Source organism: Pseudomonas sp. HMSC063H08 (assembly GCF_001813645.1).
GTDB classification, from domain to species: domain Bacteria; phylum Pseudomonadota; class Gammaproteobacteria; order Pseudomonadales; family Pseudomonadaceae; genus Pseudomonas; species Pseudomonas aeruginosa.
Window position 1 is genome coordinate 89,801 of record NZ_KV813441.1, and the last position, 11,236, is coordinate 101,036.

Below are 11,236 nucleotides of genomic sequence, written 5' to 3' on the forward strand. Positions count from 1 at the left end.
CAGTGAGCCGAATAGTTGGCATTATCGGCTCACAAAATGAGCCGAATAGGCTCTCTAATCGGCTCAAGATGAACATCCCTTATGAACGACCCACTCTGGATCTGGCAGCAGCCCGACTGGCCGCAGTTCAACTGGCAAGCCGAAGCGCTTGCACCACTGCTACGCTCCTGTAGCCAGGCTCAGGGTCGTTTGTTAGGAATGCTCGGTGCCGTGGGGAGTGACACCGAAGTGCAGAGCAGCCTGGATGCCATGCTGCAGAACATCGTCACCTCTTCAGCCATTGAGGGAGAGCAACTGAATGTCGGTTCGGTGCGCTCATCACTGGCACGGCGACTGGGATTGCAAGAAGAAGGTCGAACCACCTCTCGCTCCGAAGGCCTGGCGGAACTGCTGCTCGATGCCACCCACGCATATCAAGGGCCGCTAGACGAACAGCGACTGTTCACCTGGCACAGTTGGTTATTCCCCACCGATGACCAACTTCTGGCTCGACCACTACACATCGGCGCACTGCGCGGCGAAGAGCCCATGCAGGTAGTTTCGGGTCGGATAGACCGCCCTACCGTATATTTCGAAGCCCCTCCCCGCGCAGGGTTGGAAGCGCAACTGGCGGACTTTCTCGCCTGGTTCGAAAGCAGCCGCAGCGATGCCAGCCTCGACCCCTTTCTGCGCGCCGGTATCGCACATTTCTGGTTCGTGACCCTGCACCCCTTCGACGACGGCAACGGTCGCCTCACCCGCGCTATCACCGATCTGGCATTGGCTCAGGGCGAGCAGCAAGCCATTCGCTTCTACGCCATGTCTGCGAGCATCCTCGACGACCGCGCCGGCTATTACCGCATCCTAGAAGCCAGTCAGAAAGGCGGGCTGGATATCACCAAGTGGCTGCAGTGGTTTCTCGAAACCTTGCTCAAGAGCCTGGAGCAAGCCCTTGCCCGTATAGACCGCGTGCTGGTCAAGGCGCGCTTCTGGCAGGCACATCGCAGCCAAACGCTATCGGCGGAGCAGATCAAAGTGCTTAACCGCCTGCTCGATGGCGGCGAAAGGGGGTTCGAGGACGGCATCAGTGCGGCGCAATACCAAGCTGTGGCCAAGGTTTCCAAAGCCACCGCGACCCGCCACCTGAGCGACCTGCTGGAAAAGGGCTGCATCGAGCGACTGCCCGGCGGAGGGCGTAGCACCCGTTACCAGATAGCACGCTGAGCGCCTGCACCTGGCTCATCAGCCCTTGATGCGTCATCGCGCCATAGGACAATGGTCGCCTCTCCATTAAGCAGCTCGGCTCAAGGAAGAAAGTGGATTACAGCCCGATAGTCGCCCAGGTCTGGGGCATGCTGACCTGGTTTATCCCGGCAGCCCTGCTGATCGGCCTGCTCAAATCGCCTTGGGCCAAGGGGCAGATCGGTGAACTGCTGGTGCGCCTGTTCGCCCATTGGCAGCTGGACAGGCAAACCTACCGCCGCCTGCACAACGTCACCCTGAACACGCCGGACGGCACGACACAGATCGACCACGTATTTCTCTCACCCTACGGCATCTTCATGCTGGAAACGGCAGGTTTCCAGCACCTGCCGATAGGTCTCTACCGTTGCACCGGCGAGCCGTGCTGCAGGTCACAGGCTTTGGTGTGAATCGCCCCCCACTGCGCGATCAATTGCAGGGTGTCGGCGGCAGCAGCGCCAGTTTCGGCGAAGGCGAACTGGCGCTGGCGGAGCGGAATCCGATGGACGTGGCGCTCTGCTCGCCGCCTGAGCGTGGGAAGGCACTTATCAGGCACTTCCGAAGGCACTACCGGACGATATCGATTCCATCGCCAACGCGGTAACTTCGAAGCACTTAAACCTTCATGAAACTGTAACTTCCAACTCGATCGACAGCTCTGGAAATACATCCTCGGTATTTTCCTAGACCCTAACCAAAGTCTGGATCGTTTCGTCACAAGAAACGCTGGAGCGCCTATTCCAGAGCGCTTCGAACAATCGGTAAAAATAAAATCCAAATAATCAGACGCAGTTCAAAAACAACCAGAACAGATAGTTTTTCCGCCTTTCCCAACATGCTCCTCTCGCCTTGACTCGTTCGATGCAGCGGATCGCCCATGCGTATTTCCGGCATTGTCCGAGGCCCATTCCCTGTTCGACGCGATACCCGGCGCACCCATAACAATATGCCGCCCTCCACGGGCCGATAGCGCCAGTTGTGAGCCTGTCCACCACTGCATTTCCCTCACTGCAAGGAGAGAACATGAGTCGCTCACCCATCCCTCGCCACCGAGCGTTGCTGGCCGGTTTCTGCCTGGCTGGCGCGCTGTCCGCCCAGGCGGCCACCCAGGAAGAAATCCTCGATGCGGCACTGGTCAGCGGGGATTCCTCGCAACTGACCGACAGCCACCTGGTCGCCCTGCGCCTGCAGCAGCAGGTCGAGCGCATCCGCCAGACCCGCACGCAGTTGCTCGACGGTCTCTACCAGAACCTCAGCCAAGCCTATGATCCTGGCGCCGCCAGCATGTGGGTCCTGCCGGCCAACCCGGACAATACCCTGCCCTTCCTCATCGGCGACAAGGGCCGCGTGCTCGCCAGCCTGAGCCTGGAGGCCGGCGGCCGCGGGCTGGCCTATGGCACCAACGTGCTCACCCAACTGAGCGGGGCCAATGCCGCCCACGCGCCGCTGCTGAAGCGGGCGGTGCAGTGGCTGGTGAACGGCGACCCGGGCGCGGCCACTGCGAAGGACTTCAAGGTCAGCGTGGTCGGGGTGGACAAGACCGCCACCCTCAACGGCCTGAAGAGCGCCGGCCTGCAACCGGCGGACGCCGCCTGCAACGCGCTGACCGACGCCAGTTGCGCCAGCGCCAGCAAATTGCTGGTACTGGGCAACGGCGCCAGCGCCGCTAGCCTGAGCGCCACGGTGCGCGCACGGCTACAGGCCGGGCTGCCGATCCTCTTCGTGCACACCAATGGCTGGAACCAGAGCAGCACCGGCCAGCAGATCCTCTCCGGCCTGGGCCTGCAGGAAGGCCCCTACGGCGGCAACTACTGGGACAAGGACGCGGTGCCATCCAGCCGCACCCGGGCGCGTTCGGTCGAGCTGGGCGGTGCCTACGGCCAGGATCCGGCGCTGGTGCAGCAGATCGTCGACGGTAGCTGGCGCACGGACTACGACTGGTCGAAATGCACCTCCTACGTCGGTCGCACCACCTGCGACGACGTGCCGGGACTGAGCGACTTCAGCAAGCGCGTCGATGTACTGAAAGGCGCCCTCGACGCCTACAACCAGAAGGCGCAGAACCTCTTCGCCCTGCCCGGCACCACCTCGCTGCGGCTCTGGCTGCTGTGGGCCGACGCGGTGCGGCAGAACATCCGCTACCCGATGGACAAGGCCGCCGACACGGCGCGCTTCCAGGAAACCTTCGTCGCCGACGCCATCGTCGGCTACGTGCGCGAGGCCGGCGCGGCGCAGAAGGAACTGGGCAGCTACGCCGGCCAGCGCCAACAGTCGATGCCGGTATCGGGCTCGGAGGAAACCCTGACCCTCACCTTGCCGTCGGCCCAGGGCTTCACCGCCATCGGCCGCATGGCGGCGCCGGGCAAGCGCCTGAGCATTCGCATCGAAGACGCTGGCCAGGCCAGCCTGGCGGTCGGCCTGAACACCCAGCGCATCGGCTCGACGCGGCTGTGGAATACCCGCCAGTATGACCGCCCGCGCTTCCTCAAGAGCCCGGACATCAAGCTCCAGGCAAACCAGTCGGTGGCGCTGGTATCGCCCTACGGCGGCCTGTTGCAACTGGTCTACAGCGGCGCCACGCCGGGACAGACGGTAACCGTCAAGGTAACCGGCGCAGCCAGCCAGCCGTTCCTCGACATCCAGCCGGGCGAGGACAGCAGCCAGGCGATTGCCGACTTCATCCAGGCGCTGGACGCCGACAAGGCCGACTGGCTGGAGATCCGCAGCGGCTCGGTGGAGGTCCACGCCAAGGTGGAGAAGGTCCGTGGCTCGATCGACAAGGACTATGGCGGCGACGTCCAGCGCTTCATCCGTGAGTTGAACGAGGTGTTCATCGACGACGCCTACACCCTGGCCGGCTTCGCCATTCCCAACCAGGCGAAGACTCCGGCAATCCAGCAGGAATGCGCGGTGCGCGGCTGGGACTGCGACAGCGAGACCCTGCACAAGCTGCCCGGCACCCAGCACATCAACGTCGACCAGTACGCCCAGTGCGGCGGCGGTTGCAGCGGCAACCCCTACGACCAGACCTGGGGCCTGAACCCGCGTGGCTGGGGCGAAAGCCATGAGCTGGGCCACAACCTGCAAGTGAATCGACTGAAGGTCTACGGCGGGCGCTCGGGCGAAATCTCCAACCAGATATTTCCGTTGCACAAGGACTGGCGCGTGCTCCGCGAGTTCGGGCAGAACCTCGACGATACGCGGGTCAACTACCGCAACGCCTACAACCTGATCGTCGCCGGACGCGCCGAGGCCGATCCGCTGGCCGGCGTATACAAGCGCCTATGGGAAGACCCGGGCACCTACGCGCTGAACGGCGAGCGAATGGTCTTCTATACCCAGTGGGTGCACTACTGGGCCGACCTGAAGAACGATCCGCTGCAGGGTTGGGATATCTGGACCCTGCTCTACCTGCACCAGCGCCAGGTGGACAAGTCCGACTGGGACGCCAACAAGGCCGCCCTCGGCTACGCCAGCTACGCGCAGCGCCCGGGCAACAGCGGCGACGCCAGCAGCACCGACGGCAACGACAACCTGCTGATCGGCCTGTCCTGGCTGACCCAGCGCGACCAGCGGCCAACCTTCGCGCTGTGGGGCATCCGTACCTCGGCAGCGGCCCAGGCGCAGGTGGCGGCCTACGGTTTCGCCGAGCAGCCGGCGTTCTTCTATGCCAACAACCGGACCAACGAATACAGCACGGTGAAGCTTCTGGACATGAGCCAGGGGTCGCCGGCGTGGCCGTTTCCGTGAGTCGTAGCTGAGGGGGCTGGCGCGGGGTGATGCTTCTCGCTCCGCGCCGGTCCTCATGCCCCTCTCCCCGACGGGAGAGAGGGTCGGCCATGCCAGCGGGCAATGCCGTGCCAGGCTGGCAAGCCAAACTGTCGTTCAAGCTGAACGATCCTGCGCAATAATGAGCCCCTTCCACCAGCAAGGACCGCTCATGACCGACCGCCTTCCCTGCCGCGCCTGCGGCCATCTCATCCTGCCGACCACGGCGGCGAGGAACGACGGACTGTGCATGCCCTGCAAGGGCGGCTACCGGCAGAACATCGAGGATGGCAAGCGTTCCCACACGGAGCGACGGCGCTACCTGGCGAGTCCGCAGGCGCTGTACTGGAGCGCGCTGGTGAATCGCGTCTACGATGGCCGCGAGGGATTCGCCGGGCTGTCGCCGGCCGAACGGAGCTACTACGCAGTGAGCGTGCTCAGCGGCGAAGTGCACAACGGCGGCTTCGACCAGTACTTCGGCAACTCCTCCGGCGACCAGTACCAGGCGGCGCGCGCGGGTCTTCGCGAGTTGGAGGCGGAGGACGCCCTGGCCCTGCTGGAGCGAGCCGCCGCCCTGCTGTTCGGCGACGGTCCGGTGCCAGTCTCCCAGGCCGAACGCCAGTTGCGCATGCCGACCTGGGCCGATGAACCCGACCGCGACTGCGAAGCGGCCCTGGATGCGCTGGACACGCGCTTCTACGCCCTGGCCGACGCGCTGGGCGAACGCCTGCTGGCCCATGCCCGCCACCATGCATTGTTCGCCCTGGACGAGCCCGATGAAGCCTGAATTGGATGCCCTAGAGGCCTGGCTCGGACAACCGCTGCCGGCTGCCTTCGTCGCCGCTCTGGAGCAGCACGGCGGCCGCCTCGTCGAGCCGGGCCTGCTGCTCTACGCCGCCGACGAGTTGCTGGAACGCAACCGGGCCTTCGAAACCTCTCTCTACTGCCCCGGTTACCTGGCCATAGGCGACGACAGCGGCGGCCGCGCCGTGGTGATGGCGCTGGACGACCACTGGCAGGCGCTGTTCCTGGTCGACCATGGCGCGATGACGCCGGACTGCTTCGAACCCCTGGCACCCAGCCTGGAGGCCTGGCTGGAAGCCGGGCCCTGCCTGCCCGAATGACGGAGAAACGCCCATGATTCCTTTCGGCCTCAGCCCCGAACAATTCCGCGAGCGCTACCGCCGCGACCTGCAACGCGCCGCGCCGGGCGTGATCCAGCACCTGCGCGAGCTGCTCCGGCAACCCTTGGAGGAAGGACTGCGCGACGGCGAGATCCAACTGTTCCTCGGCGAGGACGGACGCGACGCAGCGGAAGCGTGGTTGTACCTGAATGGCGCCAGCAACCGGGTGGACGCCAGCGACCCGCGCCTGTTTCCCGGCAAGGCGCTGGACCTGGCGCTCGGCCTGGGACATGCCCCGGATTTCGACGAAGCCTATTTCGCCGACGGCTTCGGCGGCGTCGACCTGCTCGCCGATACGCTGCAAGCCTGGTTCGCCGAGTGCTGGTGGAAGGCCGGCGGCTGGGCCTGGCCGATCCCGCTGTGGCTGCACGTACACGATGGCTTCGGCGACGGCCGTGGCATCGCCCTCACCGAACGCTGCTGAACAGGGAGACCACGCATGGAACTGATCCGCAACCTGGACGATGCGAACATGGGCGAAGTGTATTGGCGCCTGTACCGGCGCTACATCAGCCTGTTCATCGAGAACGAGGCCGACGACGCCTACGCCTGGCGCTGCGCCCGAGCCCTCGACGAACTGGATGACGCCGTGGTCGAGCGGCTTTGTGCCGCCAGCCTGCGCTACCGCGCCGCGCGCCTGGAGCGGCTGGGCGAGTCTGCGGAGGAAGTCGCGCCGGCGCGCGGGGTGCTGGAACGGATCGAGCCGGGCGAGCTGATCGTGCCCGACCCGGAACAGGGCGACGAAGCGGTGATCCACCTGTCGCTGAACTGCGAATGGGACCGCGAACACGGTATGGAATGGATCGTCCGGGGCGGCGAGGTGCTCTATGTCGGCCCCTTCCACGGCGAAGACCCGTGGCGGGACTTCACCGTGAAGGAACCATGGAACTACGCCTGAGCAGGGGCCTCAACGCTTGGCGATGATGTACACCGCGTGGACGATGCCCGGGATGTAGCCGAGCAGGGTGAGCAGGATGTTCAGCCAGAAGGCGCCGCCGAAGCCGACTTGCAGGAACACGCCCAGCGGCGGCAGGAGGATGGCGATGAGGATGCGGATCAGGTCCATGAACGGAACTCCTTGGTCCAGGGTCGATACGGTGTCCGGCGCGTGAGCCGGCGTTTTTTCGCGTCACCCTATGACTGACTCCCGCCATTCGCGGAGGGTTCAACCGCAACGGTACTCGCCGCCTGTCACGCGCAGCGGTACGCTTGAGCCTACGCTCATGCGAGCGGACAACCCGCAAGGAACATCCATGTCCGACCTGCCCCCGCGTCCCGCCTTCTGGCCGTACCTGCCGGGCTACGCCCTGTTGCTGCTTTCGGTGCTGCTCTGCGCCAGCGGCAGCTACCGTTTCGTCACCCCGATGGCGCTCGCCGACGGCGTCGACCTGGTCTACCTCAGCCAGGGCCTGGCGCTGCTACCGCTGGGTACCGGGCTGGTCGGCCTGCTCGCGGGCTTCCTCCTGCATGTCCGCGGGCGCTGGCTCGGCGCGCTGCTGGCGCTGCTGCCGGCGACGCTGATCTGCGCCTGGAACCTGTACAACTATGCCGCCCACGGCGACGAGGCGTTGTCGCCGAGTTTCGCCCAGTACACCCAGGCGCTGCTCGGCCTGCTGCTGCTCGGCGGCGTGCTGAGCCTGGTCGACCTGCTCCACGGCAGGCCCTCGACGCTGCTGCGCAAGGGCCTGCTGGGGCTGGGCTGGCTGGCCCTGGTGGCCTGGCTGGGGTTGCTGTTCTACCTGCAGCGCCTGTACGGCCTCACTTTTTGAACTGGTCGTAGGCTTCCAGCGCGCGCAGCGAATAGACATAGGCGGCGCCGGCATTCAGGGAGATGGCGGTAGCCAGGGTCTGGGCGATTTCCGCCTCGCTGGCGCCGGCCTTCAGCGCGGCCTCGGTGTGCACGCCGATGCAACCGTCGCAACGGGTGGTAATAGCCACGGCGATGGAGATCAGTTCGCGGGTCTTGGCATCCAGGGCGCCCTCGGCGCTGGCTTCCTCCAGCGCGCCATAGGCGGCGAGCATCTTCGGGTGTTGCTTGCCCAGGGTACCGAAGGCTTTTTTCACGGCGGGGACGAACTCGGTCCAGTTGTTCAGCATGGTGATATTCTCCGTTGCTTTCGCGCCGGGAGTGGCGCGTCGGGTTACCAGTCTCGACCAGTCTGGACCGCGCCGCCTGCCCATGCGTCTCTACTTTCGACCTGATCGGCTCATCCCATGGACCCACTCGACCGGCTCATCCAGCTCGCCAACCTGCAGGGCCGCCTCGACCAGCGCTGCCAGCTACAGGGCAGCTGGGCGCTGGAGCACCCGCAAGCGGTGCCCGGCGAGGCGACCTTCCATATCGTCATGGCCGGCACCTGCTATTGCGAATTCCTCGATGGCGCTCGCCTCGACCTGCATCCCGGCGACCTGATCCTGTTGCCACGCGGCACCCCGCACCTCCTGCGCAGCGACAGCCCGGCGCAACCCTGCGAACCCACCGTAGAGCGCCGCGGCAGCATCCCGCTGTACCAGTTGAACGGCCCCGGCGAGGCCCTCGACATGCTTTGCGGCAGCTACCGCTACCACGCCGGTGCCAGCCTGTTCGGCGCGCTCCCCGAGCGCCTGCTGGTGCATATGGACGAGTCGACCCAGCAGCCCCTGCGCGCGCTGATCGGGTTGATGCGCGAGGAAGCCGAGAGCACCCGCAGCGGCGCCCGCTCGATCATCGACGCGCTGGCCACCGCGCTGTTCGCCCTGGCCCTGCGCGCCTACCTGGACCGCCAACCGCTGGGCGACGGCCTGTTCGGCCTGCTGGGCGACGCCCGCCTGGGACGAGCCCTGCGGGCCATGCTGGAACGCCCGGAGCATGCCTGGACCCTGGAACAGCTTGCCCAGCAGGCGGCGATGTCGCGGGCCAGTTTCGTCCGCGCCTTCTCCGCCCTCGGCGGGACCTCGCCGTGGAACCTGCTGACCCGCATCCGCATGGAAAAGGCCCGCGGCCTGCTGCGACAAACGCAGAAGAGCCTGCTGGATATCGCCGCCGAGACCGGCTACCAGTCGGAGGCGGCGTTTTCCCGCAATTTCCGCCAGGCCTTCGGCGAATCGCCGGGCCGTTTCCGCCGCCAGGCCGACTCCGCTCGCTGAAAGCGCTACCGGCGCACATTTCGGCGATCCACTGCTATGCAATGTGAATGATTTTCGCAACATCCTGTACGAATTCACTGACAGTACGGCTACACTGTGCTTTCCCGGCAAGGAGGCGCGGGGGTACTTGTCGCGGCACCCACTCTCCCGCTTTACCAGTACGCCCAGGAGGCAAACATGGAATGGTTTCTGAAATGCGTGAAGGAACACTACTTCGACTTCAACGGGCGTGCCCGTCGCAAGGAATACTGGATGTTCACCCTGGTGAACATCATCATCTCCGTCGCGCTGAGCGTCGTGCTCGGCCTGATCAGTGAAAAGCTCCTGCCGATCGCCAATCTCTACTCGCTCGCCGTGCTGCTGCCGGCCCTGGGCGTCACCGCCCGGCGTCTGCACGACATCAACAAGAGCGGCTGGTGGATGCTGATCGCGCTGATCCCGATCGTCGGCCTGTACCTGATCTACCTGCTGGCCAAGGACAGCGACGCCGGCCAGAACCAGTACGGCCAGAACCCGAAGGGCATCGCCTGATTCCTTCCCGCCGGGCCGCACGGCCCGGCGTTCTCCCGCTCCCTGTTTCCCTTCCCGCCCCTGACCGGGGTTAGAATGCCTCGCTCCCACTCCGGCGCCCTGCGCCAACGCCCGCAGCGAGGTAGCCCATGCCCCATCCCATCGACGCACTGATTTCCGACTGCGACGGCGTCCTGGTCGACAGCGAGGTCATCGCCGAGCGCGTGATGTACGAGGCGCTCAGCGCCTACGCGCCGCTGGAGGAGCTGCAGCGCCTGCTGGAAGGCACCTTCGGCCTGACCAGCCGCGACATCCTCGATCGCGTCGAGAAGCACTTCGGCCTGCGCATCCCCGACAGCTTCAACCGCGAGGTGCGCCAGCGCAGCGAGGAGATGGTCGCCCAGGTCCAACCCATTCCCGGCGCACGCGAGGCGCTGCTGGCCCTGGATCTGCCCGTCGCGGTGGCCTCCAACAGCCGCCGCCACAGCCTGGAGCGCTCGCTGGCGCGCGCCGGGCTCAGCGAACTGATCGGCGAACGCCTGGCCAGCGCCGATATGGTCGCCCTGCCCAAGCCCGCACCCGACGTCTACCTGCACGCCGCCAGCCTGCTCGGCGTCGCCCCCGAGCGTTGCCTGGTGGTGGAAGACAGCAGCACCGGCACCCGCGCCGCCCTCGCCGCGGGGATGCGGGTGATCGGCTTCGTCGGCGCCGGGCACATTCCCGCCGGGCACGCCGAGGTACTGCGCGAGCTGGGCGCCATCGCCATCGTCGAGCACATGCGCGAACTGCCGGAGACCGTGGCGCGCCTGCGCCGCGAGAGCCGAGTGGCGCTGGGAACGCCGTAACCGGGCGTCAGAGACTCTTCCAGGTCAGGTACACCCGCAGGTCGAACTCCAGCTGGTGATAGTCCGGCAGCATGTACTGGCAGAGCTGGTAGAACGCCTTGTTGTGCTCGCTTTCCTTCAGGTGGGCGAGTTCGTGGACGACGATCATCCGCAGGAACTCCGGGGCGGCGTCCTTGAACAGGGAAGCCACGCGGATTTCCTTCTTCGCCTTGAGCTTGCCGCCCTGCACCCGCGAGATCGCGGTGTGCAGGCCGAGGGCACGCTGGACCACGTCGAGCTTGTTGTCGTAGAGCACCTTGTCCAGGCCCGGCGCGTTGCGCAGGTGTTCCTGCTTGAGGTTCATGGTGTAGGCGTACAGCGCCTTGTCACTCTGCACATCGTGACGCCCCGGGTAGCGGCGCTCGAGGTACTCGCCCAGGCGGTTCTCGGCGATCAGCTGGCGGACCTGGTCCTGCAGCGATGCGGGATAGGCCTGGAGGTACTTGAGGGGGATCATGCACGGGTCCGGCGGTTCGCGGAAAACGCCCAGTGTACCGCGTCGGGAGCTCCGGCGGCCGACCGCCGCTTCGGGTAAGATGCGCG

Annotated in this window: 15 protein-coding genes; 11 read left to right on the forward strand and 4 right to left on the reverse strand. The window is 65.8% G+C overall.

All coding sequences use genetic code 11. The annotated features are described in order from the left end of the window. The first annotated feature begins 81 nt into the window (after positions 1-81). Together HMPREF2924_RS15175 and HMPREF2924_RS15180 are read left to right on the forward strand one after the other, a co-directional pair. Positions 82-1,203 (forward strand): Fic family protein, encoded by a 1,122-nt coding sequence (locus HMPREF2924_RS15175; RefSeq protein ID WP_003129194.1) that lies wholly within the window; start codon positions 82-84, stop codon positions 1,201-1,203. A 92-nt stretch (positions 1,204-1,295) separates the two neighbouring features. Continuing rightward, entirely contained in the window at positions 1,296-1,631 is a 336-nt protein-coding gene (locus HMPREF2924_RS15180) for a nuclease-related domain-containing protein (RefSeq protein ID WP_003129193.1), read from the forward strand. 325 nt (positions 1,632-1,956) lie between these two features. Here the strand turns inward: HMPREF2924_RS15180 and HMPREF2924_RS35895 are convergent, their stop codons facing one another. Then, positions 1,957-2,100 (reverse strand): hypothetical protein, encoded by a 144-nt coding sequence (locus HMPREF2924_RS35895; protein WP_003085001.1) that lies wholly within the window; start codon positions 2,098-2,100, stop codon positions 1,957-1,959. Between the two features lie 99 nt (positions 2,101-2,199). Here HMPREF2924_RS35895 and impA point away from each other — a divergent pair, with 99 nt between their 5' ends. The 5 genes from impA (at position 2,200) to HMPREF2924_RS15205 (ending at position 7,071) form a co-directional block, all read left to right on the forward strand. After that, complete coding sequence (gene impA / locus HMPREF2924_RS15185) at positions 2,200-4,971, forward strand: ImpA family metalloprotease (RefSeq protein WP_031690607.1); 2,772 nt, start codon at positions 2,200-2,202, stop codon at positions 4,969-4,971. Between the two features lie 190 nt (positions 4,972-5,161). Further along, entirely contained in the window at positions 5,162-5,776 is a 615-nt protein-coding gene (locus HMPREF2924_RS15190; RefSeq protein WP_003129190.1) for a DMP19 family protein, read from the forward strand. Continuing rightward, entirely contained in the window at positions 5,766-6,113 is a 348-nt protein-coding gene (locus HMPREF2924_RS15195) for an SMI1/KNR4 family protein (protein WP_003129189.1), read from the forward strand. Before HMPREF2924_RS15190 ends, HMPREF2924_RS15195 begins: the two co-directional genes overlap by 11 nt. Positions 6,114-6,126: 13 nt before the next feature. Further along, entirely contained in the window at positions 6,127-6,597 is a 471-nt protein-coding gene (locus tag HMPREF2924_RS15200) for a hypothetical protein (RefSeq protein WP_003084993.1), read from the forward strand. Positions 6,598-6,612: 15 nt separating this feature from the next. After that, complete coding sequence (locus HMPREF2924_RS15205) at positions 6,613-7,071, forward strand: DUF6985 domain-containing protein (RefSeq protein WP_003084991.1); 459 nt, start codon at positions 6,613-6,615, stop codon at positions 7,069-7,071. A gap of 9 nt (positions 7,072-7,080) precedes the next feature. On the opposite strand, the gene HMPREF2924_RS15210 is transcribed toward HMPREF2924_RS15205, so the two are convergent. Further along, positions 7,081-7,239, reverse strand: a complete 159-nt coding sequence (locus HMPREF2924_RS15210) for a YqaE/Pmp3 family membrane protein (protein ID WP_003084988.1) — start codon at positions 7,237-7,239, stop codon at positions 7,081-7,083. A gap of 187 nt (positions 7,240-7,426) precedes the next feature. Between HMPREF2924_RS15210 and HMPREF2924_RS15215 the strand changes: the two genes are divergently transcribed. Beyond that, the gene (locus HMPREF2924_RS15215; protein WP_003117947.1) at positions 7,427-7,942 is read left to right on the forward strand and encodes a hypothetical protein; all 516 of its coding nucleotides are present in this window, start codon (positions 7,427-7,429) and stop codon (positions 7,940-7,942) included. On the opposite strand, the gene HMPREF2924_RS15220 is transcribed toward HMPREF2924_RS15215, so the two are convergent. Further along, positions 7,932-8,270 carry a carboxymuconolactone decarboxylase family protein gene (locus HMPREF2924_RS15220; RefSeq protein ID WP_003129187.1) on the reverse strand — a complete coding sequence of 113 codons (339 nt, stop codon included), beginning with the start codon at positions 8,268-8,270 and terminating at the stop codon, positions 7,932-7,934. The two genes, HMPREF2924_RS15215 and HMPREF2924_RS15220, sit on opposite strands and share 11 nt — an antisense overlap. A gap of 117 nt (positions 8,271-8,387) precedes the next feature. Here HMPREF2924_RS15220 and HMPREF2924_RS15225 point away from each other — a divergent pair, with 117 nt between their 5' ends. From HMPREF2924_RS15225 to HMPREF2924_RS15235, 3 genes are all read left to right on the forward strand, one after another. Next, positions 8,388-9,299, forward strand: coding sequence for an AraC family transcriptional regulator (locus HMPREF2924_RS15225; protein WP_003084976.1), 912 nt, complete (start codon positions 8,388-8,390; stop codon positions 9,297-9,299). Positions 9,300-9,476: 177 nt separating this feature from the next. After that, the gene (locus HMPREF2924_RS15230) at positions 9,477-9,830 is read left to right on the forward strand and encodes a DUF805 domain-containing protein (RefSeq protein WP_003084974.1); all 354 of its coding nucleotides are present in this window, start codon (positions 9,477-9,479) and stop codon (positions 9,828-9,830) included. Positions 9,831-9,958: 128 nt separating this feature from the next. Next, positions 9,959-10,654 (forward strand): HAD family hydrolase, encoded by a 696-nt coding sequence (locus HMPREF2924_RS15235; RefSeq protein WP_003084972.1) that lies wholly within the window; start codon positions 9,959-9,961, stop codon positions 10,652-10,654. Positions 10,655-10,661: 7 nt separating this feature from the next. Here the strand turns inward: HMPREF2924_RS15235 and HMPREF2924_RS15240 are convergent, their stop codons facing one another. After that, positions 10,662-11,150: a M48 metallopeptidase family protein gene (locus HMPREF2924_RS15240; RefSeq protein ID WP_003084971.1), complete on the reverse strand. Its 489-nt coding sequence runs from the start codon at positions 11,148-11,150 to the stop codon at positions 10,662-10,664. Positions 11,151-11,236 lie beyond the last annotated feature (86 nt).

Bases quoted from the DNA above. Each gene is read 5' to 3' on its own strand.
- HMPREF2924_RS15175 (WP_003129194.1), top strand. From the start codon at position 82: ATGAACGACCCACTCTGGATCTGGCAGCAGCCCGACTGGCCGCAGTTC.
- HMPREF2924_RS35895 (WP_003085001.1), bottom strand. From the start codon at position 2,100: ATGGGCGATCCGCTGCATCGAACGAGTCAAGGCGAGAGGAGCATGTTG.
- HMPREF2924_RS15190 (WP_003129190.1), top strand. From the start codon at position 5,162: ATGACCGACCGCCTTCCCTGCCGCGCCTGCGGCCATCTCATCCTGCCG.
- HMPREF2924_RS15195 (WP_003129189.1), top strand. From the start codon at position 5,766: ATGAAGCCTGAATTGGATGCCCTAGAGGCCTGGCTCGGACAACCGCTG.
- HMPREF2924_RS15200 (WP_003084993.1), top strand. From the start codon at position 6,127: ATGATTCCTTTCGGCCTCAGCCCCGAACAATTCCGCGAGCGCTACCGC.
- HMPREF2924_RS15205 (WP_003084991.1), top strand. From the start codon at position 6,613: ATGGAACTGATCCGCAACCTGGACGATGCGAACATGGGCGAAGTGTAT.
- HMPREF2924_RS15210 (WP_003084988.1), bottom strand. From the start codon at position 7,239: ATGGACCTGATCCGCATCCTCATCGCCATCCTCCTGCCGCCGCTGGGC.
- HMPREF2924_RS15215 (WP_003117947.1), top strand. From the start codon at position 7,427: ATGTCCGACCTGCCCCCGCGTCCCGCCTTCTGGCCGTACCTGCCGGGC.
- HMPREF2924_RS15220 (WP_003129187.1), bottom strand. From the start codon at position 8,270: ATGCTGAACAACTGGACCGAGTTCGTCCCCGCCGTGAAAAAAGCCTTC.
- HMPREF2924_RS15225 (WP_003084976.1), top strand. From the start codon at position 8,388: ATGGACCCACTCGACCGGCTCATCCAGCTCGCCAACCTGCAGGGCCGC.
- HMPREF2924_RS15230 (WP_003084974.1), top strand. From the start codon at position 9,477: ATGGAATGGTTTCTGAAATGCGTGAAGGAACACTACTTCGACTTCAAC.
- HMPREF2924_RS15235 (WP_003084972.1), top strand. From the start codon at position 9,959: ATGCCCCATCCCATCGACGCACTGATTTCCGACTGCGACGGCGTCCTG.
- HMPREF2924_RS15240 (WP_003084971.1), bottom strand. From the start codon at position 11,150: ATGATCCCCCTCAAGTACCTCCAGGCCTATCCCGCATCGCTGCAGGAC.